The organism is Paenibacillus sp. J22R232 (genome assembly GCF_056269165.1).
In genome coordinates, this window is the sequence record NZ_JBWDNK010000001.1 from 618,952 (window position 1) to 639,846 (window position 20,895).

The window sequence follows — 20,895 nt, forward strand, 5'->3', positions numbered from 1 at the left end:
CGGTTCGCTGGCATAAATAATGTTTGTCAATTGCCGGACAGCCCGTTATAATAAAAGACAGTTACCGGAAGAACCGTGGCGAAGAATACTTTGCTGCGGTTTTTTTATGTCCATAACTAGGGCTGAAGCAAAAAGGCGAATGTATGTTCGAAAAAATGCTTGTCATCCCGAAAGAAAAAAGGTATCATAACATTATAAATAAAGAAGGATGTGAGTTTCTTGTCGGATCGTCGCGCTGCACTAGAAATGGCTTTGCGTCAAATTGAGAAACAATTTGGTAAAGGCTCCATCATGAAATTAGGAGAATCTACACACATGCAAGTTGAAACCGTGCCTAGCGGTTCACTTGCTCTTGATATCGCTTTAGGAATAGGCGGCTTGCCGCGTGGACGTGTTATTGAAATATACGGACCGGAATCATCAGGTAAGACGACAGTTGCGCTTCATGCGATTGCAGAGGTTCAACGCATAGGCGGACAAGCTGCATTTATCGATGCGGAGCATGCGCTAGACCCGCTTTATGCAAGCAAGCTTGGTGTGAATATTGATGAGCTGCTGCTATCACAGCCGGATACGGGTGAGCAAGCACTAGAAATCGCAGAAGCGCTTGTTCGCAGCGGTGCGGTTGATATCGTGGTTATCGACTCCGTTGCCGCACTCGTGCCGAAAGCAGAGATTGAAGGCGACATGGGTGATTCTCACGTCGGTCTACAAGCCCGCTTGATGTCACAAGCATTGCGTAAACTATCGGGTGCAATCAGCAAATCGAAGACGATTGCAATTTTTATCAACCAGCTTCGCGAGAAGGTGGGCGTCATGTTTGGTAACCCTGAGACAACACCAGGCGGACGGGCATTGAAGTTCTATTCCAGCGTACGTCTGGACGTACGCCGTATTGAGACCTTGAAGCAAGGCAACGATATGGTTGGTAACCGCACCCGTATTAAGGTTGTTAAGAACAAAGTGGCACCACCGTTCAAACAGGCCGAAATCGATATTATGTACGGAGAGGGAATTTCGAGAGAAGGTACCCTTGTTGATTTAGGCGTTGAAATGGATATTGTACAGAAGAGCGGCGCATGGTTCTCTTATAATGGGGAGCGTCTTGGCCAAGGCCGAGAGAATGCGAAGCAGTATTTGAAAGACCATAAAGACATTGCCGAAGTGATCGAGAAGCAGATTCGGGAAGCGAGCAACCTGTCGGCTGCAGCGACTCAAGCTAACTTCAAAGCCGAGGAAGAAGACGACGAAGAGTTCGAAGATCTGGAATAGATCGGCACTGAAACTATACGTACCAATGCTTCGCCGCCCTGATAGGGGCGGCGAAGCTGTGTTTAGAGAGGATGTAAATCGTGGCTCCAAGCACTGTCGAGAATGAAGAAGAATGGATGATTTTGTCTGTTCGCCTTGATAAAAAAGAACGGAAATTATATCATCTCTTTGCTGAGTCCGACGAACCGTTGCTATCTGTCCATGAGGATATATTGATACGATTCCGTTTGGCGAAAGGTCAATTGTTAACGGAAATCCAAATCGAAGAAATAAGAACGGAAGATGAGCGTTACCGTGCTTATATACTGGCAATCGGCTATTTAGGCGCTAGACCGCGAACGAGAAAGCAGATCGAGCAATATTTGAGCCGGAAGCTATTTGAGAATGACAATATTCAATATGCGCTAGACCGTTTAGAAAGGGAGCATATTGTGGATGATGAACAGTATGCACGCCAATTCGCTGCAGGGCGATTGAAGAACGGCTTGAAGGGTCGACGCTTCATTAAACAAGAGCTGCAGCAGAGGGGCGTGTCGAAAGAAGCCGCTGCGGAAGCCATTGATGCATTGGACGAGGAAATCGAGCTTGCGTCCGCGAAGAAGGCTGCGGAGAAGAAATGGCGATCGCTAAAAGGAGAGACTTTCGAGAAAAAGCGCAAGCTTATGGGCTATTTAATGCGCAGGGGCTTTCCGGGAGATATCGTCAAGAAGGCAATAAAATGGATAGATCTAAACGGGGATGAAGACGCATTCGAGGAAGTTGATGGGCTTTTGCTTGACAATTGATTTTACGAAAAGATAAAATGAGGTTGTATTCCTTCAATATTGAATCAATTTTCCTTCCAAAAGTTGATTCAATACGATTATTTTCGTCAAATTAGTAATTGTTGAAACGGTTTGAAGCCGGTTGAAAACCTAATATCATCCCAAGCAGTGCCTTGGTGTATGCAACAAGGAGGTGAACAAGATGTCTGAGATCATTTGGATCTTGATCTGTCTCTTTGTTGGCGCAATTTTCTTTGGGATTGGTTATTTTATTCGAAAATCGATTGCAGAGGCCAAAATTTCGAGCGCTGAGCAAGCTGCTATTGTTATCGTAGAAAATGCGAAGAAAGAAGCGGAAGCTCAGAAGAAAGAAACCGTGCTAGAGGCAAAAGATGAAGTCCACAAACTTCGTTCCGAAGCCGAGAGAGACATTCGTGAACGTCGCAACGAAGCTCAACGTCAGGAAAGACGTTTACTCCAAAAAGAGGAGTCGCTGGATAAAAAGTTAGAAGCGCTAGAACGCAAAGAAGAAACTGTAGCCAACAAAGAAAAACGGATCGAAGAAACGCAAGAGCAGATCGATTCCATTTATAAGCAGCAGCTAAGCGAATTGGAACGGATATCGAGTCTGACAACGGAAGACGCGAAATCGATTATTTTATCTAATGTTGAGCAGGAAGTACGACATGAGACAGCACAAATGATCAAAGAGATCGAGCAGCAAGCGAAAGAAGAAGCTGATAAGAAAGCCCGTGATATTATATCACTTGCTATTCAGCGCTGTGCGGCGGATCATGTGGCTGAAACGACGGTATCCGTCGTAACTTTGCCTAATGAAGAAATGAAAGGCCGCATTATTGGGCGTGAAGGCCGTAATATCCGTGCTTTGGAAACATTGACTGGTATCGATCTAATCATCGACGATACACCGGAAGCGGTCATTTTATCAGGTTTCGACCCGATAAGACGCGAAATTGCCCGCACTTCTTTGGAAAAGCTTGTGGCTGACGGTCGTATCCACCCTGCCCGCATTGAAGAAATGGTTGAAAAATCTCGTAAAGAGGTGGACGAGCGAATCCGTGAATACGGTGAGCAGGCTACCTTCGAGGTTGGTGTTCACAGCTTGCATCCGGATTTAATCAAGATTTTGGGACGATTGAAGTATCGGACAAGTTACGGTCAGAACGTGCTAAAGCACTCTATGGAGGTTGCTTACTTAACTGGGTTGATGGCAGCAGAGCTAGGCCAAGACGTTACGCTCGCGAAGCGTGCAGGCTTGCTGCATGATATCGGTAAAGCTTTGGATCACGAAGTAGAAGGTTCACATGTTGAGATCGGCGTGGAGCTTGCCAAGAAATACAAGGAGCATCCTGTCGTTATTAACAGTATTGCTTCTCACCACGGAGATACGGAAGCAACTTCCGTTATCGCGATGCTGGTAGGTGCAGCTGACGCATTGTCCGCTGCGCGCCCTGGAGCTCGCCGTGAAACGCTTGAAACGTATATCAAACGACTGGAGAAGCTAGAGGATATTTCCGAATCGTTTGAAGGCGTGGAGAAATCGTACGCGATTCAAGCTGGCCGCGAAGTGCGCGTCATGGTGCAGCCAGAAAAAATCGACGATACCGAAGCATTCCGCCTTGCACGTGATATTACGAAAAAAATCGAGAGCGAGCTTGATTATCCGGGACATATTAAAGTTACGGTCATTCGAGAAACTCGCGCGGTTGAATATGCGAAGTAAGCAACAACAAAATATCGGCTTTTCAGAAAAGTGGCTGCTTGTTAGCCACTTTTCTGTTTGCAGGCGTACAAAAAAGGAAGTGTACTTATTATGAACGTATTATTTATCGGCGATATCGTAGGCAATGTTGGCAGAAGTGCTCTGAAACGGGTACTTCCGGCTCTCAAAAGTAAATATAACCCGCATATTATCATCGCCAACGGCGAGAATGCAGCTGCTGGACGCGGAATAACGGCAGCTATAGCGAAGGAATTTTTCGAATGGGGCGTCCATGGCATCACAATGGGCAACCATACGTGGGATAATAAAGATATTTTTGAATGGATTGACGATGAGCCCCGAATTGTGCGACCGGCCAACTATGCAGAAGGCGCTCCCGGTCAAGGCATGGCATTCATCAAGGCTGGCGGGAAACAGCTGGCTATTATTAATTTGCAAGGCAGAACCTTTTTGCCTCCGATTGATTGTCCATTCCGCAAGGCCAATGAGTTAATCGAGGCGGCCAAGGAGAAAACAAATAACATTCTCGTCGATTTCCATGCTGAAGCGACTTCGGAGAAAATTGCGATGGGCTGGCACTTGGACGGCAGAGCTTCAATCGTGCTTGGGACGCATACGCATGTACAGACAAATGACGATACGATACTGCCTGCAGGTACGGCCTATATCACGGACGTGGGCATGGTCGGACCGAAGGAAGGCGTGCTGGGGATGGAGCGGAACGCAGTGCTGCATAAGTTCATTACGCAGCTGCCCGTTCGCTTTGTAGTAGATGAAGGAAAGTGGCATTTGCACGCCATTTCCGTGCAGATTGACGACGCGACGGGCGAAGCGCGAAAAATCGAAAAAATAAGGCTGACGGAAGACGAATGGCTGCTCATGTAATGATTCTAATCTTTGAAAAGTTCCGACAATTCAGAACAGTTTGTGAATAGACGGAATAAAAGCAGGAATTTTTTAATCTCCCTCGAATACTATTTAAAAGTGGAATCCATCCAACAGTCCAAGGGGAGGTTCTTTTTATGGATGTATTAAAAGTTTCAGCAAAATCAAATCCTAATTCCGTTGCAGGCGCGCTAGCTGGCGTTCTTCGTGAACGTGGTGGTGCGGAGCTGCAAGCCATTGGAGCTGGTGCGTTGAACCAAGCAATCAAAGCGGTTGCGATTGCGAGAGGTTTTGTCGCTCCCAGCGGGGTGGATCTGATTTGTATTCCGGCTTTTACTGACATTGTTATTGACGGGGAGGACCGAACAGCAATCAAATTGATTGTTGAACCTCGGTAGCAAATCCAAGCGGCGTTAAGTTGCAAGCCAATTGGATCAAATGAAACGATTCGCCTGTTTACGACGTAGACAGGTTTTTTTGATGTATAGGAACGGATAAGAGTTTGCCCATCCCATCTTTATACGTTTCGCTGAAACGTTGGCGTCTATAGAAAGGACGCCGTCAGTCGGTTTACCTTACTGTGAGCATAACGAATGGTGGTGCGTCTATGAAAGTGGTAGATTTTCATTGCGATGTGCTCTGCAAGCTGTTGCTAGATGAGCATTTAACGTTTCAAGACAGCAAGCCGGGCAGCTTGGATGTGACATACGAGCGCTTGAAGGCGGCAGGGACGGTTTTGCAGACCTTTGCGATCTATATTCCCGAATCGTTAAATGGACGTTTAGAGCCCATTCTGGAGAGTCTGGATCGCTTTTATCAACAGGTGCTTGCCTGTAAGGACATGATGTTAGTTCGGTCCGCTCAGGACTTGGAATTATGCTTGAAAACAGGGAAAATAGGGGCATTGCTATCGCTTGAAGGCGTTGATGGTCTTCAAGGCCAAATATCTATGCTCCGTATCCTGCAGCAACTGGGCATTCGCGCCGCTGGTTTGACCTGGAATCATGCGAATTGGGCCGCTGACGGGGCAATGGAGCCTCGCGGCGGAGGCTTAACGGCTGCGGGAAGACGGTTTGTTGAGGAGTGCAGCAAGCTGGACATCATGGTGGACGTATCTCATTTGTCAGAGCGAGCGTTTTGGGATGTTGCCGAGCTTTCGCAGAAACCGTTTCTCGCATCCCATTCAAACGCAAGAGCGATTTGCGATCATCCTCGAAATTTACACGATAGGCAGATTGCGGAGATCATTAATAGGGACGGAATGCTCGGCATAACGTTCGTGCCATGGTTTGTATCCGGTGCGGAAACCGTCGTAATCGATGACTTGCTTCGGCATATCGAACATATATGCGAGCTTGGCGGTGAGGAACATATAATGCTAGGGTCGGATTTCGACGGCATTGATCGATATATTAGCGGACTCACGCACCCTGGGGAGCTGAGCTCGTTTACGGATGCTTTGCTGAAACGCTTTACTTCTCAGCAAACGGAGCAGTTCATGTCCGGAAATGCGATACGATTTCTAAGAAGCAATCTACCTGTTTCCTAAATATGGTTCATTCTGTTTGCGGTATCGTATTGATCGCAAACAACTATATTTCAATTAAGCGTTTACACCTTGATTTTTGATGGCCAGCGCTTTAAAATTGTTGTGACTGTCATGCTATTTACGATATAATTACATGATGATATTTTAAAATATAGGAGCGTATATGCTTAAGCTATACATTCCCTGTATTTCTCGGAACGAAACGCGCCGCGCCGCAAAAGAAGGCGATAGCTGTTTCACCTTGTATTTGTACGTTCTAGAAAAAGAGGAGTTGGGCATTTTGATTAGTCAATTGTCTTGGAAGATCGGGGGCCAACAAGGAGAAGGCGTAGAGAGTACGGACCGAATCTTTTCCACGGCGCTTAATCGCTTGGGCTATTATTTATATGGGTATCGGCATTTTTCTTCACGTATCAAAGGCGGTCATACCAACAATAAAATTCGTATAAGCACGAAGCCTATTCGTGCTATTTCCGATGATTTGGATATTTTGGTCGCATTCGACCAAGAGAGCATTGACTTGAACGCCAAGGAACTGCGTTTAGGCGGCGTAATCGTAGCAGATGCGAAATTCAATCCGACGGTTCCAGAAGGCATAGATGCTAGATTGTTCGCGGTGCCTATTACGAAGATGGCCGAGGAGCTCGGTACATCGCTAATGAAAAACATGGTTGCCTCCGGCGCATCATGGGCTCTGCTTGGATTGCCCATCGAAGTATTCAACAAGGCGGTAGAAGAAGAATTCGGCCGTAAAGGCGCAGCGATCGTCGAGAAGAATATTGAAGCGGTCAAACGCGGTGCGGAGTTCGTTCTTGAGCAAGCTGGCGGCCCGCTTGACGAATTCAAGCTTGACGAGGCAGATGGCCAGCAGAAACTGTTCATGATCGGGAATGAAGCAATCGGACTTGGCTCTATTGCTGCAGGCTGCAGGCTGATGGCGGCTTACCCGATTACTCCAGCGTCTGAGATCATGGAATATTTAATTAAGAAGCTATCGAAATTCGGCGGAACGGTTGTGCAAACCGAGGACGAGATTGCAGCGGTAACGATGGCGATCGGCGCAAACTATGCAGGTGTGCGCACCATGACGGCTTCGGCAGGTCCCGGCTTATCGTTGATGATGGAAGCCATCGGTCTGGCAGGAATGACGGAAACGCCGCTTGTCATCGTAAATACGCAGCGTGGCGGCCCGTCAACCGGCTTGCCAACAAAGCAAGAGCAATCTGATCTCAATGCGATGGTATACGGAACACATGGCGAAATTCCGAAAATTGTCATTGCGCCGGCTTCAATCGAGGATTGCTTCTTCGACACGATCGAATCGTTTAACCTTGCCGAGGAATACCAAGTGCCGGTCATTCTAATGACTGATCTTCAGCTGTCTCTAGGCAAGCAATCATGCGAGCCGTTTGACTACGATAAAATTGAGATCAAACGAGGCAAGCTGGTAGAAAATGTGCCAGAGCTTGAAGGCCATGACCTCTTTAAACGCTACGAGCTAACGGAAGACGGCGTTTCACCGCGTGTATTGCCAGGTGAAAAGGGCGGATTGCATCACGTAACCGGCGTTGAGCATGATGAGACCGGACGTCCTTCCGAGAATGCCACAAATCGTCTGAATATGATGGACAAACGCTTAAACAAGCTGAACGATATGTATATTCGCGACGCAATCCGCATCGATGCTCCTCATGAAACGCCTGAGCAGCTGATTATCGGGATGGGATCGACTGGCGGCACAATAGATGAAGCAAGAAGCATGCTGGCTGAGGACGGAGTAGCAACGAACCACATAACGATTCGTCAAATTCATCCATTCCCTACAAAGCTGCTCCTGCCGTATTTGCAAAACGCCAAAAAAGTAATCGTGATTGAAAACAATGCCACTGGACAACTGGCAGCTCAGATTAAAATGAATGCCGGCTTCGCTGAAAAAATCGAGAGCTTGCTCAAATATGACGGCAATCCATTTTTGCCTTCGGATATTTACAAAGCTTGCAAGGAGTTGAGTCTAGATGGCAACGTTCAAAGAGTTTAGAAATAATGTGAAGCCCAACTGGTGCCCTGGCTGCGGAGATTTCTCCATTCAAGCCGCCATACAACGCGCTGCGGCCAACGTAGGTTTGGAGCCTGAAAATTTGGCTGTCATCTCCGGTATCGGTTGTTCCGGCCGGATTTCCGGATATATAAACGCGTACGGCTTCCACGGTATTCATGGACGCGTGCTGCCAATTGCGCAAGGCGTTAAGCTGGCCAACCGCGAGCTTACGGTAATCGCATCGGGCGGCGACGGCGACGGCTTCGCAATCGGAATGGGCCACACCGTACATGCCATCCGCAGAAATCTGAACGTAACCTACATTGTAATGGACAATCAAATCTACGGATTGACAAAAGGCCAAACCTCGCCGCGCAGTGCGGAGGGCTTCAAAACGAAGTCAACGCCGGAGGGCTCCATTGAAACGACATTGTCTCCGCTTGAAATTGCTTTGTCAGCGGGCGCTACGTTTGTGGCTCAATCCTTCTCCAGCGATTTGAAGCAATTGACGAAGCTGATTGAAGAGGGGATCAATCACGAAGGTTTCTCGCTAATCAATGTGTTCAGCCCATGCGTAACCTTCAATAAAATCAATACGTATGATTGGTTTAAGGAAAACATCGTCAACCTTGAGCAATTCCCGGATTATGATCCATCTAATCGCGTGCAAGCGATGAACAAGATCATGGAGACGAATGGCTTGGTGACGGGATTGATCTATCAGAACAAAACGCGCAAATCTTACGAAGATATGATTACGGGTTTTAAGCCTGAAGCTCTTGCTAAACAGAATATTAAGATTACTCCGGAAGAATTCGACAAGCTTGTAGCGGAATTTAAATAAGTGGTATGATAAGCATGCGGCTTAATTGCCGTATGCTTATTTTTGTCGCATGAATCCGTAAATACAACAGGATAACAGGAGAGTGACAACATGATACATAGAGAAGTTACGATAGGAGTATCCGCAAGACATATTCACTTATCACAGGAGCATGTCGAGCTTTTGTTCGGTAAAGGCTACGCGTTGACGGAAATGAAGCCATTGTCTCAGCCCGGACAATATGCCGCCAATGAAACGGTTGCTGTCTCGGGTCCAAAAGGCAGCTTCGCGAAGGTCAGAATCTTAGGTCCTGCCCGCAAACAAACACAGCTGGAAGTGTCCCGTACGGATGCTTTTGCATTAGGCGTTAACCCGCCAGTAAGGGAATCAGGCGACATTCAAGGCTCCGCGGGGATCAAGCTTCAAGGGCCTGCTGGAGAGCTTGAAATCGAAGAGGGCGTTATCGTAGCTGCCCGTCATATCCATTTCCACACAAGCGACGCAGAGCGCTATGGCGTTGCGGACAAGCAGCTGCTTCGCGTGCGGTTCCCTGGGGAGCGTGGCGTCATATTCGAACAGGTGGTTGCGCGCGTCTCCGACCAATATGCGCTTGACATGCATATTGATACGGACGAAGCAAATGCCGCAGGCGTCAAAAACGGCGACAAAGCAGAAATTATCGATTAATAGGGCTTTCTATGAAGAAGAAACGGCTGATGGCGTCCTTTCAATAGACGCCATCGTTTCGGTGAAACGCATAGAGAAAGGATGAGCAAACCCAAATCTTTTCCTATACGTCAAGAAGAAACAGCTTCGCCGTCCTCTGCAAGAGGAGGATATCCGTTTCTCGTAGAAATAGAAGAATACTTTATCGGGTGAAACCTATAAAGTCTATATGTATAAAAAGACAGCTTCCTTGTCGTCAATGACGATTCGGAAGCTGTCTTTTGCATTACATAAGATAAGTAAAGTTAGTTAGTGGCCCATCATCATGGACATTTCAGGCTTCTCATCCATATTGGTGCCCTTCTCTTGCTTTGGTCTGCGAAGCAGCAAAGCAGCAATTGCGCCAACGATTGAAATAATGGCGAGAATGAAGAATGTGTCACCGTATGAGGAGTAAACAACATTCGGTCCTGGATTTGTCGCACTGTAATGCTCGACTCTGCTCGCAAGAATGGTGGACAAGCCTGCGATTGCAAAGGAGGTCATGACCTGCTGCGCAGCAGCCGTCAATGAAGTGACACGGCTTACAAGCTCCCTAGGAGCGGACTGCATGATATGCGTGTTAAGAGGCATCATGGACAAGCCCATACCTGCTCCGAGCATGGCAAGTGGAATCATCAATGTAAGCAGCGTCGTTTCGGCAGATATTTGGCTTAAAATAAAACCGGCTATCGTAACGATGGCTAACCCTGAAAGAACGACGGGACGTGCTCCGAAACGGTCAAACAGCTTGCCGCCGATCGGCATGAAAATACCGGCTGCAAGTGCTTGCGGCAGCAAGATAAGTCCAGTGTCAAACGCTGAGTAGCCTTTTGCAAGCTGCAAGAAAATCGGTGCAAGGAACAAAGTTCCGAACAAGGCGATCTGCACGATCCATTGCAGAATGATGCCTCGCGTGAAATCTCCGGATTTGAAAACGCGGAGCTCCAGCAGCGGTTCTTTGCGGTTAAGCTCTACGATAATGAAAATGATGAGCGCTACAGCACCAACGATCATGCCGATTAGCGCTTCTGGCGATGTCCAGCCGCTTCCGCCGCCGCCTTCACCGCCGCCAGCTGAGCTTACGCCGTAAGCAAGCATGGCAAATGCAAGTGGAGCGAATATCATCCCAAGGAAATCAAGGGAAGGTACGCGTTTGCGCTCAATATTCGGCAATGTGCGAAGACCAACGATAACAGCGATGACGCCGATCGGAAGATTAATAATGAAAATCCAGTGCCATGATACGTAGTCAACTAGGTAGCCAGCTACTACAGGGCCAAGAGCAGGAGCGAGCAGCATCGGAATACCGATCATGCCCATAACAGCACCTTGCTTGCCTGGAGGGCTAAGCCTAAACGTGAAGGCCATCGCAATTGGAGCGACCATGCCGCCGCCAAGGCCTTGAATGACACGGAATACGATAAGCTGCTCAGCCGTCGTTGCGAGTGCGCAAAGAGCGGAGCCAAGCGTAAACATAATAATGGAGAACAAGAAAACCTGCTTGGCTCCAAAACGATCCGACATCCATCCCGCGAGCGGAATGACAGCGGCTTGCGCGAGTGCATAGCCCGTGATCGTCCATTGGACGATTGACATCGAACTTTTGAAATCCTCCATTAAACCAGGCATGGCAACGTTCATTGCCGTACCATCCAGAATGACCATAAACATGCCGACAATGATGGCGATTAGCGGGGCAATAATATTGCGAATCGACATGGGATCGCCAGTAGGTGCTGCTTTCGGTGAAGCGGAAGCCATTTTTATTCCTCCTATCCGTATATGGGGGGGTCTATTCTTCCTATTGTTGACCTGCTATAAGGAATCAGGCTACAATAAAAAGATGACCGCATCTATGTGCGGACAATTGTCCGCACTACTGAATAATAAAGACGAAACGGGCAATTGTCAATCGTTACATTTGTAAAAGCGGAAAAAGGAGATAGGACGATGACTGCACCAGAAAACAGCAGGACGAAACAAGCGTTGAGCAAAGCAATTTTGCATACTGCCAATTGTTTGTTTACGGAGCATGGGGTAGAATCGGTCAGCATGCATCAAATCGCGAAATCGGTAGGCATCGGGCAAGGCACTTTATATCGGCGTTATTCAAACAAAGGCGATTTATGTATGGATATGATGAAAGAGAACTTTGAAATCTTCATCTCGGAGATCGATGAATATTTAGAATCAGCCGTGCAGCAGTCCGTTCAAGAACGGCTAAGCACCGTGATGCGAAAAATTATAGCTTTTATTGACAAAGAATCGAAATGGCTTGGCGTTATGCAATCTTTCAATAAAATGGAAAATCAAAAACCGGATTTCTTTCAATCGCCGCCATATTTATATTTGCATAGCGTGCTTAAAAATCTTTTTATAGAAGCGATAGAGAAGAAAGAAATCTCATCCATTGATCCCTGCTATGCGGCTCACTCCTTTATTTCCATACAATCGCCGCATACGTTCAAGCAGCTTAGGTTCGTGATGGGCTATTCTTGCGAGGAAATTCAAGACCGATTTTGCATGACCTTTATTGACCCTTTATTCCGTTAACTGGTATAATACTGAATTGGGCTATATAAGCATACTAAGCAACTATTAGTACCCATAAGGAAGTGAAACGGCAGTGACGAAGGATAGTAACCAGCTCGCTACGGACAAGAAGCAAGGGCTGCTCAAGGATTACTCCAAATATTTTGATTTCAGCGATGCGAAAGTGATCGACCAGGACGAGAATTCAACGACCTACCGCATTAAAGGAAGGATCGTCAACATAAACGCCGCTCCTAGCCATAAGGATGAGAAAAAGCGCGGCAAAGAAGATATCGAGGTGCATTACGACTTCGCTATTCCAGATGAGCTGAGGACTATGGGGGTTGGCAAGCATTATCTGATCCAAACCTATGGCTGCCAGATGAACGAGCATGACACAGAGGTCATGAAAGGCATGTTCGAAGAGATGGGCTACACGGCTACGGAGGACCGCAACGCAGCAGATGTCATCTTATTGAATACATGCGCGATTCGCGAGAACGCCGAGGATAAGGTGTTTGGCGAGCTTGGGCATCTGAAGACGCTCAAAACCGAGAAGCCAGACCTGCTGCTTGGCGTTTGCGGCTGTATGTCTCAGGAGGAATCGGTTGTCGGGCGTATTTTGCAAAAGCATGCTTTTGTGGATATGATCTTCGGAACGCATAATATCCATCGCCTGCCTCATCTGCTCCAAAACGCTTACTTCAGTAAAGAGCTGGTTGTGGAGGTTTGGTCCAAGGAAGGCGATATTATTGAAAATATGCCTAAGAAACGCGAAGGCATGCGTGCTTGGGTTAATATCATGTACGGCTGCGACAAGTTTTGCACCTATTGCATCGTACCGTATACGAGAGGCAAGGAGCGCAGCAGGCGTCCAGAGGATGTCATTGCCGAGGTGCGCGAACTGGCAAGGAAAGGCTTCAAAGAAATTACGCTCCTTGGTCAGAACGTGAATGCTTACGGGAAGGATTTCGAGGATATCAGCTATCGTTTCGGCGATCTTATGCATGATATGTCCAAAATCGATATTCCGCGCATTCGCTTCATGACCAGCCATCCGCGTGATTTTGATGATCATTTGATCGAAGTGCTCGGAACGGGCGGCAATCTAGTGGAGCATATCCATTTGCCAGTGCAATCGGGCAGCACGGAGATTTTGAAGCGAATGAGCCGCAAATATTCACGCGAGATGTATTTGGAGCTGGTAGGAAAGATTAAGAAAGCAATCCCGAACGCGATGCTTACTTCAGATATAATCGTTGGTTTCCCTGGCGAAACAGACGAGCAGTTCGAAGACACGATGACGCTGGTAAAGGAAGTCGGTTTTGATTCCGCTTATACGTTCCTATACTCCCCGCGCGAAGGTACGCCTGCTGCAGGGATGGAAGACAATGTGCCGCTAGAGGTGAAGAAGGCTAGGCTTCAACGGCTGAATGCTCAGCTTGCAGCAAATGCGAGAGAGAAGAATGAGCAGCTTTGCGGCCAAATCGTTGAGGTGCTTATAGAAGGCGAAAGCAAAAATAATGCGAGTATCCTATCAGGACGTACGCGCACGAATAAATTAGTTCATTTGGAAGGTCCCAAGGAATGGGTCGGCCAATTCATAATGGCAAAAGTAACAGAAGCGCAAACCTGGTATATTAAAGCGGAATCGATCGAACAGGATGCACAAGAAGCCGTAAGCTAACGGCAAAACAGGAGAGATGACAAATGGCAGAGCAGCAAACGGCAGAAAACCAAGGCGCACATTGCGATCATGATCACGAGCATGGGGAAGGCTGCGGAATCCCGAGCTTCCATACACGCGATCTGATCGTTCGCGAAGATATTACGACAAAAGCGAAAGAGCTTGCGGATCTCATTTTTACGTCGGAGGAAGTCCAGCACTATCGCCGTGCCGAACAGCAAATCAATGGGAATGAACGCGTTCAGCAATTAATTACGAAAATTAAAAAGAAGCAAAAGGAAGTCGTTGCGTTCGAAACGACGTTCAAAAACGCCGATATGGTTAAAAAAATCGAAGGCGAAATGGAAACGCTGCAGGACGAGCTCGACGGCATTCCAATCGTATCGGAATTTCAACAAAGCCAAACGGATATCAACTACTTGCTGCAGCTTGTCATCTCGATCGTGCGCGACACCGTTTCCGAGAAAATCAGCGTAGAAGACGCATCCGAGCCGGCTCCCGAGGAATGCAGCGACTAAGCGAACATAAGCATAATGGAACAACATAAAGAAGCGCTTGCCTAATCGGGCAGGCGTTTTTTTGTTATGCGATTTCCAAGATTAGCAATATGGATGAAACGTCTCTTCATTCGTAACATTTTCCAATGTTAAAGCGTGATAACATAAGGGAATAGTGAAAAGCCATTTGACAGAGGGCAAGGAAGTTGGCAGCGTCTGGGCAAGGCAGATGCTTCGGTCGTTTGATGAATATGACGAGCAGCTTGATGTAATAAAGAAGTTTGACGGAAAGGAAATGGAGCTCGAATGGTTTGACGTAAACAAGGACGCTTTGGATTACGCAGATGAGAATGGCGTTCAGATTTACGGCGTCGTAGCGACGGGACCAGTCAAGGAGCTTCTGAAACTGCGGGAGGTTAGCTTTGTAAGGGCCATTCGAATAGGTGAGGTACGGCTTTGGAATTGGAATCAAAAATAATGCGTATTCCGCTGGGACTGGACTCTGTCTGATAAACAGGGTCAAGTCCCACTTGACGAGAGTCAAATGGAATACGCATTTTTCAAGTGAAAGTATCGATTCTAGCCTTTAACGGTTAACTCCTGGTTGCTGCGCTTGACGGTTGACGAGCGGATATAGACGATGTAAGGTGTTAAAGAGATAGCCAGAATGGCGCCAACAAGCGACTTTAATGCATCGCCAATTATGAATGGATAGAAGCCTACGGCCATAGCTTTCTGGAATGAGAATTCAGTAATATGCATGAGCCATGGTATGCCTGGCAGGTAAGAGAAAAGCGAACTGAAAAGCTCGAAAATCACAAAGAAGACAATGGCAGCTACACCTTTATTCCCTTTAGAGCCGCTAGTTCGCAAATAAGCACCGACTGCGATACTAACGAGCATAGCGCAAAACGGGAATGCAAAGATAAAACCCCCTGTTGCACCCGTTAGGTGGGCGATTCCTCCAGCACCGCTGAATAAAGGCAGACCGATTGCCGCAAGTACAATGACGACGAAAATGCTGAGAAAGGCGTTGCGCGGAGAGAGGAACAAACCGGCTAATACAACGCCTAGTGTTTGTAAGGTGATCGGTACGAGTGAACCGCCGAGCTTAATCGTTAGTGAACTCATAATAATGAATAAGGCTGAGAATAAGGCGATGAATACGAGCGAGCGGATATTGTTGCTTTGCATACGAGTGAACGTCTCCTTTTATGTTGTTGCGTTTTGATTGTTAACCATTTATATTTGTTTAAGGTTAACAATTCGAATTGTAGCATAGCCGATCGATTTGGGGAAGAGGTTGGGTGAATTTTTTTGAATACCGATTTTCAAGTGAGTTTAAAGCATGTTTGCGTTACACCGCCATCTATGAGTGAAGGCGCAAAACTCAATCCGATTTTAGTGGATATCTCGTTAACCATTGAACATGGCGTTTGGCTGTCCTTGTTAGGCCGCAACGGAAGCGGGAAAAGCACGTTGGCCAAAGCGGCGGCAGGATTTCGCGTTGCCGGGTTGGAAGGAGAAATCATCCGTAAGATACATACGGCTGCGGAAGGCAGGCCCGTACCGATTGTGATGCAGCAGCCGGAAGCGGCAATGGTTGGGGCAACGCCATGGGAGGACGTTGTGCTATTGATGGAGCAGAACGACCTTTCAGGGTTGGACATACCGGCAGAAGCGGAAAAGGCGCTACAGCGCGTAGGTATGGGGGACAAGCTTCACCAGCCGATCGAAACGCTCTCAGGAGGACAAAAGCAGCTTGTTGCCATTGCCGGTTGCTTGGCTGCTAAATCACCAATGCTGGTCCTCGATGAGGTGACGGCCATGCTGAACCCGGAGGCGTCAATTCTAGTACTAGAGCAAGTAAGAGCCCTCCATCATGATGGTGTGACAGTTGTATGGATCACGCAAAAGCTGGATGAGCTTCGGTCTGGCGATCGCATTATTGCGATGGACGAAGGAGCAATCGCATTCGATGGAAATGCTGACGCTTGGTTTGAACGATCACAAGCAGGCATAAATGACAGCTGGTGCGAGCGGCTTGGCTTCGAAGCGCCATACGCGGCACAGGTTGCTTGGGAGCTGGCTGAGCTAGGGGTTCAGCTTTCGCCTTTTCCATTGACGGCAGAGATGCTGGCAAAGGCGGTGAAGCATGATGAAAGATGATTGGAAGCTGGACAAGGTTTCCGTTAACGCAGATGGGATTGCGGGGAGGCCGCTGCTGCAAAATATAAATATGGTTTTCAAGGCTGGCGAAATTACGCTGCTTATCGGACATAATGGAGCAGGCAAATCGACGCTGCTGGAGACAATGGCGGGTCTGCGTACGATTGCAGAGGGCGAAATATGGCTTGGCGACGAGCCGTTATGGTTACATGGGAAACGAAGAGTTTATTTAAATCAGAAAGCCGCGCTTCTCTTCGGGATCGCGATGCAGAGCTCCGAATCGCAGTGGTTCGCCGCGACGGTCGGTGAAGAGCTGCAATATTCACTAAAGCCTTACGGCGTGTCAAAGGAACAAGCAAGTTCGAGAATAGAGCATGCGCTTAACGAGGCTGGTTTGCCGCTGGAGCTGCTGGAGCGTGACCCATGGACGCTCAGCGGCGGTCAGCAGCGACGGCTGTCGCTCGCCTGCTTGCTGGCGTGCGAGCCGGATTGGCTGCTGCTCGATGAGCCGACGGCGGGGCTTGACGCCGTCGGCATTCGCCGCCTGTGCGCGGTTCTTGAAGCGCACAGGGCGGCAGGGCGCGGAGCGGTCGTTGCCACGCACGACCTCGACGCGCTGCTGCCGCTGGCGGACACGGTCGCCGTGGTTAGCGGCGGCACGGTCCGCGCAGCGGCACCTGCGGCGGCGGTAGCGGAAGCCGCAGAGGCGCCGCAGGCGCTGCGCGCGCTGGCAGCGCTGCGGGCGGGTGCGGCTTTGCCGCCAGGGTTTCCGGCGCCGGGAAGCGGGGCGCCGTGGCCGACGCCGCGTGAGACGGCGGCGGCCATTGCTGCGCAACTAAAGCTGCGTAAGGATCATTCAAGCAGTGAAGCCTATGCAAGCGCCGTTTGTCAGCAACAAGTCCAATTCGATCGAGCTGGTGCTGCATGCTTCAATGAGCAGCGCAGCTTGCCAACAGAAAGGTCGAACCAGCGGACAACAATGCCTCGGAATGACCAATTTGATCCACGTGCGCTAGTACTCGTTTACCTGTTTCTTGCCGCATGCATTTTAGCGCAGAAAACGGCGCTGGAAGTTATCATTGCTGCTATCGTTACGGCAGCTTTGGCAATACCGTTTCGCGCGCTGATCTGGCAGTGGGTTCGAGTCATTCGTGCATATGCCATTATGATCATCGTGTTTTGCATAATTGGGGGGATTGGGCTGGACCCCCTAAGTTTCGATGTGGAAAAGGCATGGCCGATTGCAATGAGGTTTGGCAAGCTGCTGCTCGTTATGGTGTTGGGCATGCCTATGCTGAAGCTTATGACGCCTTACCGTCTGCAGCGCAGCATTGAACAAACGTTTGGTTGGCTTGAAAGGCTAAGGCTGCCTATTCATAGCTTCGCACTAATCGTAACGCTTATATTTAGGTTTATTCCCCTTCTTACAGGGGAATGGGAGAGGTTTGCCAAGCTTGCGCATGCAAGAGGAAAGGCGGCAGCGCCGCCTAAATCGGTACCCATTAAACAGATTATCCCGATCTTGATTCCTTATGTACGTTCTATTCTCCGATTGGCGGAGCAAATGGCAGATGCGCTTGAAGCAAGAGGTTTCGGCTATGCGAGGCGTAATCCTGTGTATGCGTTCCGCCTAAAATTCCAGAAGGCGGACGCGGTTTTAATCAGCGTCGGGCTAACAAGCGGATCATTGCTGTTGTTATTGGCTTATTTGCTTTAGCAGCAAAGATACCTGATTCATCCAATGGCCCCCGTCATCAGCAAGCAGCGTTCGCCATCCGTGCGAAGCTGCTTGTTTTAGATTTGTTTGCTGATCATCAACGAATAACACGGGTGAGCCTATAGGCAACAATGAAATGACCGATTCAAAGATGCTCGGATTAGGTTTCTTCAAAGCTATTTGGCTGGATATCGTGACCGTATGCAAGTAGGGTCTAATCGCAGAAAGTAAGGGATCAACCCATGCAGACAAATGGTTGCTTAGTATATGAATGTCGGCAAGCTGCGCCCATTCCGGTATGCAAGCGATTGCGGGAAGCGGCTTCAAGCTCATGTCGATAAAAGCTCGACCCTGCTCTCTGTTTAGCTTCGGAGCATATAATATAATCCACTCCCAAAATTGCTCCTCTGAAAGCTGGCCGCGCCACAAAGACTCACTTATTTCTTGTTTGTAAGCGGAGTATAGATGTTCTTCGGTAACAGTCGCTTCAGCTGCCAGCAACTGCCAGAGCAGCGGAGATAAGTTAGTGGCAAGTACGCCGCCGATGTCGAGAACGAGCTGAGGTTTGGTCATCCGCTTATCTCCTTTACTGCGGATTGCTGCACGCGTACGGCGCTTTTTCGCTCCGATCTTGCCCACACCGCTACGAGAATAAAGGCAGCGGCACCTAACAATGAACCGAATAGGAAGCCACCATTTAATCCCCAGCTATCATTTAACCAGCCAGCCAGAAAAGGTCCAGAGAACATTCCGATTGCATATAAGGCTTGGTACAAGCCCATTGCAGTCGCACGACCAGGCAGCGCCACGTCACGAATGGCAAGTCCGAGCAGCAGAGGCATATGCAGCCCTTGCGCGAATCCGTTGATTGCCTGCGTGAAGATGAGAAATCCGAATGAATCTCCGAATACCATAGCGGCCGTGCATAGGGTACTTAATAGAAAGCCGGCTCCAATCGTTCCCCAGTGACCGAACCTTGGCGTAAACCATCTAGCCGTTACGAGGGAAGCAAACGCGTGAGGCAGCATAAAGGCGAATACGAGCATCGTTAGTTTCAATCCGGTAGCGCCAAGCTCTTCCGCTTTTAGCGGCGTGAAGCCAAACATTGTGATAAACAAAACACCATGAGCTAGAATAGAGAGCAGTGATACTTGAAGCAAGGTTTTCGTTCGCACGACATTTTTGATCATCGCAAAAGACATTCCAGGTTGGTCGCGCAGCTCCAGTTGCGGTTCCTTTATTACAAAGGCAAGACCAAGTCCAATAACGGCAATGACAGCTCCGAGAATAAACGGTGCATTTTCGCTAAAGCCGTCCGTAAGCCAGCCGCTTAGCATCATGCCGACCATTTGCCCGGAAACGGTCATGACGCTAATGTTGCCCATCGCTTTCCCGGTCTGTCCGGCTCCGAAATAACTGGCATAAAGCACGGTGAATGCGACCCATGTAGATGCGCATACGCCAGCCATGAGCCTGCCAGCCAGCGGCCATAACCATGGGCCGGGGACGAGAAAGAGCAGGCAGCTAATCGCTGCGGTGAGCATGCCGAGCACAATAAATGGCTTTCGCTTCCCAAACCGGTCAGACAAAATACCAAGCGGGAACCGGACAAACATTTGTACGAATCCATAGCTCCCGAGCACAATTCCGATAAAGGGCAGGGACAATCCGCGATCACTTAGATATGGCGATAAGGTTGGGACGTATACGTACATCGAAGTCCAGTATAAAATGGTGATAACCGTGAAAAGCACTCGCTGAGCAGCCGTGATTTGATTCATAGATGTTGAATTCTCCTCTCTTTTTCACTTTAGCGCATAGCGGCGTCCATTGTCACTTCCTATTTTCATAGCATTGCTTGGGAACTTTGCCCAACTTGTAACGTATAAACCAACGGCGTTAAGTTTGTTAAACACGGCAATATCTACTAAATAACGAGGTGAAAGCAGATGAAAACAAAAAACAGCCATTCAAAAGGAATACTAAAAGAAATAAAAGAATGGACAATCTCGCTTGGCATTGCGATCGTGGTAGCTATGTTGTTCCAAAACTATGTATATGCGCAATCCGAGGTTCAAAATGTTTCCATGCAAAACACGCTGATTGCCGGCCAGCGATTAATTGAAGACAAATGGTCCTATCACTTTCACGAGCCGCGCCATGGAGATATTGTGATTATTAACGGACCCGAGAGCGACCTGCGATTAATTAAAAGAGTGGTTGGCCTCCCAGGCGATATCATCGATATTCGTGATGGGGACGTATATTTGAACGATGAGAAAATCGAGGAGCAATATGTCAAAGGACAAACATTTGCTGGCAGCGTACCCGTGCCATTCACAGTAGGAGCTGGTCAGCTGTTCGTCATGGGCGATAACCGCGAGCATAGCATGGACAGCCGGGCGATTGGGCCGATAGCACGATCGAGTATCGAAGGAAAAGCAGTCTTACGAATTTGGCCGCTTCCGAAATTCGGCGCACTTAGCAAGTAAGGGAGATGGATTTCCAAA

Annotated in this window: 20 protein-coding genes; 16 read left to right on the top strand and 4 right to left on the bottom strand. The window is 48.4% G+C overall.

Annotation, left to right across the window (positions count from 1 at the left end; translation table 11 throughout):
* The first annotated feature begins 219 nt into the window (after positions 1-219).
* The 9 genes from recA (at position 220) to pduL (ending at position 9,762) form a co-directional block, all read left to right on the top strand.
* Positions 220-1,272, top strand: a complete 1,053-nt coding sequence (recA, locus tag AC0YN3_RS03015; RefSeq protein ID WP_183561615.1) for a recombinase RecA — start codon at positions 220-222, stop codon at positions 1,270-1,272.
* Between the two features lie 80 nt (positions 1,273-1,352).
* Positions 1,353-2,057 carry a regulatory protein RecX gene (locus tag AC0YN3_RS03020; protein ID WP_475773620.1) on the top strand — a complete coding sequence of 235 codons (705 nt, stop codon included), beginning with the start codon at positions 1,353-1,355 and terminating at the stop codon, positions 2,055-2,057.
* A gap of 181 nt (positions 2,058-2,238) precedes the next feature.
* Positions 2,239-3,780, top strand: a complete 1,542-nt coding sequence (gene rny, locus AC0YN3_RS03025; RefSeq protein WP_183561612.1) for a ribonuclease Y — start codon at positions 2,239-2,241, stop codon at positions 3,778-3,780.
* Between the two features lie 90 nt (positions 3,781-3,870).
* On the top strand, positions 3,871-4,665 hold the full coding sequence (locus AC0YN3_RS03030) for a TIGR00282 family metallophosphoesterase (RefSeq protein WP_475773621.1): 795 nt from the start codon (positions 3,871-3,873) through the stop codon (positions 4,663-4,665).
* A 137-nt stretch (positions 4,666-4,802) separates the two neighbouring features.
* Positions 4,803-5,063: a stage V sporulation protein S gene (locus tag AC0YN3_RS03035; RefSeq protein WP_006036664.1), complete on the top strand. Its 261-nt coding sequence runs from the start codon at positions 4,803-4,805 to the stop codon at positions 5,061-5,063.
* 209 nt (positions 5,064-5,272) lie between these two features.
* Positions 5,273-6,214: a dipeptidase gene (locus AC0YN3_RS03040; RefSeq protein WP_475773622.1), complete on the top strand. Its 942-nt coding sequence runs from the start codon at positions 5,273-5,275 to the stop codon at positions 6,212-6,214.
* A 280-nt stretch (positions 6,215-6,494) separates the two neighbouring features.
* A complete protein-coding gene (locus AC0YN3_RS03045; protein ID WP_475773623.1) occupies positions 6,495-8,252 on the top strand; it encodes a 2-oxoacid:acceptor oxidoreductase subunit alpha in 1,758 nt (585 codons plus the stop codon).
* On the top strand, positions 8,230-9,096 hold the full coding sequence (locus AC0YN3_RS03050) for a 2-oxoacid:ferredoxin oxidoreductase subunit beta (RefSeq protein WP_183561603.1): 867 nt from the start codon (positions 8,230-8,232) through the stop codon (positions 9,094-9,096). The genes AC0YN3_RS03045 and AC0YN3_RS03050 overlap by 23 nt, the downstream gene beginning before the upstream one ends.
* Positions 9,097-9,186: 90 nt before the next feature.
* Positions 9,187-9,762: a phosphate propanoyltransferase gene (gene pduL, locus AC0YN3_RS03055; RefSeq protein ID WP_475773624.1), complete on the top strand. Its 576-nt coding sequence runs from the start codon at positions 9,187-9,189 to the stop codon at positions 9,760-9,762.
* Between the two features lie 288 nt (positions 9,763-10,050).
* Here the strand turns inward: pduL and AC0YN3_RS03060 are convergent, their stop codons facing one another.
* On the bottom strand, positions 10,051-11,544 hold the full coding sequence (locus tag AC0YN3_RS03060) for an MDR family MFS transporter (RefSeq protein WP_475773625.1): 1,494 nt from the start codon (positions 11,542-11,544) through the stop codon (positions 10,051-10,053).
* Between the two features lie 189 nt (positions 11,545-11,733).
* On the opposite strand from AC0YN3_RS03060, the gene AC0YN3_RS03065 reads away from it, so the two are divergent.
* The 4 genes from AC0YN3_RS03065 (at position 11,734) to AC0YN3_RS03080 (ending at position 14,977) form a co-directional block, all read left to right on the top strand.
* Complete coding sequence (locus tag AC0YN3_RS03065; RefSeq protein ID WP_475773626.1) at positions 11,734-12,336, top strand: TetR/AcrR family transcriptional regulator; 603 nt, start codon at positions 11,734-11,736, stop codon at positions 12,334-12,336.
* Positions 12,337-12,409: 73 nt separating this feature from the next.
* Positions 12,410-14,002: a tRNA (N6-isopentenyl adenosine(37)-C2)-methylthiotransferase MiaB gene (gene miaB / locus AC0YN3_RS03070; RefSeq protein WP_475773627.1), complete on the top strand. Its 1,593-nt coding sequence runs from the start codon at positions 12,410-12,412 to the stop codon at positions 14,000-14,002.
* Between the two features lie 23 nt (positions 14,003-14,025).
* Complete coding sequence (locus AC0YN3_RS03075; protein ID WP_475773628.1) at positions 14,026-14,520, top strand: YlbF/YmcA family competence regulator; 495 nt, start codon at positions 14,026-14,028, stop codon at positions 14,518-14,520.
* Between the two features lie 154 nt (positions 14,521-14,674).
* Positions 14,675-14,977, top strand: coding sequence for an anti sigma factor C-terminal domain-containing protein (locus AC0YN3_RS03080; RefSeq protein WP_475773629.1), 303 nt, complete (start codon positions 14,675-14,677; stop codon positions 14,975-14,977).
* A 101-nt stretch (positions 14,978-15,078) separates the two neighbouring features.
* On the opposite strand, the gene AC0YN3_RS03085 is transcribed toward AC0YN3_RS03080, so the two are convergent.
* A complete protein-coding gene (locus AC0YN3_RS03085) occupies positions 15,079-15,693 on the bottom strand; it encodes a biotin transporter BioY (RefSeq protein ID WP_475773630.1) in 615 nt (204 codons plus the stop codon).
* A 123-nt stretch (positions 15,694-15,816) separates the two neighbouring features.
* On the opposite strand from AC0YN3_RS03085, the gene AC0YN3_RS03090 reads away from it, so the two are divergent.
* Together AC0YN3_RS03090 and AC0YN3_RS03095 are read left to right on the top strand one after the other, a co-directional pair.
* A complete protein-coding gene (locus AC0YN3_RS03090; protein WP_475773631.1) occupies positions 15,817-16,668 on the top strand; it encodes an ATP-binding cassette domain-containing protein in 852 nt (283 codons plus the stop codon).
* Positions 16,655-18,385, top strand: coding sequence for an ATP-binding cassette domain-containing protein (locus tag AC0YN3_RS03095; protein ID WP_475773632.1), 1,731 nt, complete (start codon positions 16,655-16,657; stop codon positions 18,383-18,385). The genes AC0YN3_RS03090 and AC0YN3_RS03095 overlap by 14 nt, the downstream gene beginning before the upstream one ends.
* Here AC0YN3_RS03095 and AC0YN3_RS03100 read toward each other — a convergent pair.
* Both AC0YN3_RS03100 and AC0YN3_RS03105 read right to left on the bottom strand, forming a co-directional pair.
* A complete protein-coding gene (locus AC0YN3_RS03100) occupies positions 18,365-18,958 on the bottom strand; it encodes an HAD family hydrolase (protein WP_475773633.1) in 594 nt (197 codons plus the stop codon). The two genes, AC0YN3_RS03095 and AC0YN3_RS03100, sit on opposite strands and share 21 nt — an antisense overlap.
* Positions 18,955-20,166 (bottom strand): MFS transporter, encoded by a 1,212-nt coding sequence (locus AC0YN3_RS03105; protein WP_475773634.1) that lies wholly within the window; start codon positions 20,164-20,166, stop codon positions 18,955-18,957. The genes AC0YN3_RS03100 and AC0YN3_RS03105 overlap by 4 nt, the downstream gene beginning before the upstream one ends.
* Positions 20,167-20,334: 168 nt before the next feature.
* Here AC0YN3_RS03105 and lepB point away from each other — a divergent pair, with 168 nt between their 5' ends.
* Positions 20,335-20,877 (top strand): signal peptidase I, encoded by a 543-nt coding sequence (gene lepB, locus AC0YN3_RS03110; RefSeq protein WP_475773635.1) that lies wholly within the window; start codon positions 20,335-20,337, stop codon positions 20,875-20,877.
* Positions 20,878-20,895 lie beyond the last annotated feature (18 nt).

Excerpts from the sequence above, each read along its gene's own strand:
- AC0YN3_RS03105 (WP_475773634.1), bottom strand. The coding sequence starts at position 20,166 with ATGAATCAAATCACGGCTGCTCAGCGAGTGCTTTTCACGGTTATCACC.
- AC0YN3_RS03030 (WP_475773621.1), top strand. The coding sequence starts at position 3,871 with ATGAACGTATTATTTATCGGCGATATCGTAGGCAATGTTGGCAGAAGT.
- AC0YN3_RS03100 (WP_475773633.1), bottom strand. The coding sequence starts at position 18,958 with ATGACCAAACCTCAGCTCGTTCTCGACATCGGCGGCGTACTTGCCACT.
- pduL (WP_475773624.1), top strand. The coding sequence starts at position 9,187 with ATGATACATAGAGAAGTTACGATAGGAGTATCCGCAAGACATATTCAC.
- AC0YN3_RS03095 (WP_475773632.1), top strand. The coding sequence starts at position 16,655 with ATGATGAAAGATGATTGGAAGCTGGACAAGGTTTCCGTTAACGCAGAT.
- AC0YN3_RS03075 (WP_475773628.1), top strand. The coding sequence starts at position 14,026 with ATGGCAGAGCAGCAAACGGCAGAAAACCAAGGCGCACATTGCGATCAT.
- lepB (WP_475773635.1), top strand. The coding sequence starts at position 20,335 with ATGAAAACAAAAAACAGCCATTCAAAAGGAATACTAAAAGAAATAAAA.
- rny (WP_183561612.1), top strand. The coding sequence starts at position 2,239 with ATGTCTGAGATCATTTGGATCTTGATCTGTCTCTTTGTTGGCGCAATT.
- AC0YN3_RS03040 (WP_475773622.1), top strand. The coding sequence starts at position 5,273 with ATGAAAGTGGTAGATTTTCATTGCGATGTGCTCTGCAAGCTGTTGCTA.
- AC0YN3_RS03065 (WP_475773626.1), top strand. The coding sequence starts at position 11,734 with ATGACTGCACCAGAAAACAGCAGGACGAAACAAGCGTTGAGCAAAGCA.
- AC0YN3_RS03035 (WP_006036664.1), top strand. The coding sequence starts at position 4,803 with ATGGATGTATTAAAAGTTTCAGCAAAATCAAATCCTAATTCCGTTGCA.
- AC0YN3_RS03050 (WP_183561603.1), top strand. The coding sequence starts at position 8,230 with ATGGCAACGTTCAAAGAGTTTAGAAATAATGTGAAGCCCAACTGGTGC.
- AC0YN3_RS03085 (WP_475773630.1), bottom strand. The coding sequence starts at position 15,693 with ATGCAAAGCAACAATATCCGCTCGCTCGTATTCATCGCCTTATTCTCA.
- AC0YN3_RS03060 (WP_475773625.1), bottom strand. The coding sequence starts at position 11,544 with ATGGCTTCCGCTTCACCGAAAGCAGCACCTACTGGCGATCCCATGTCG.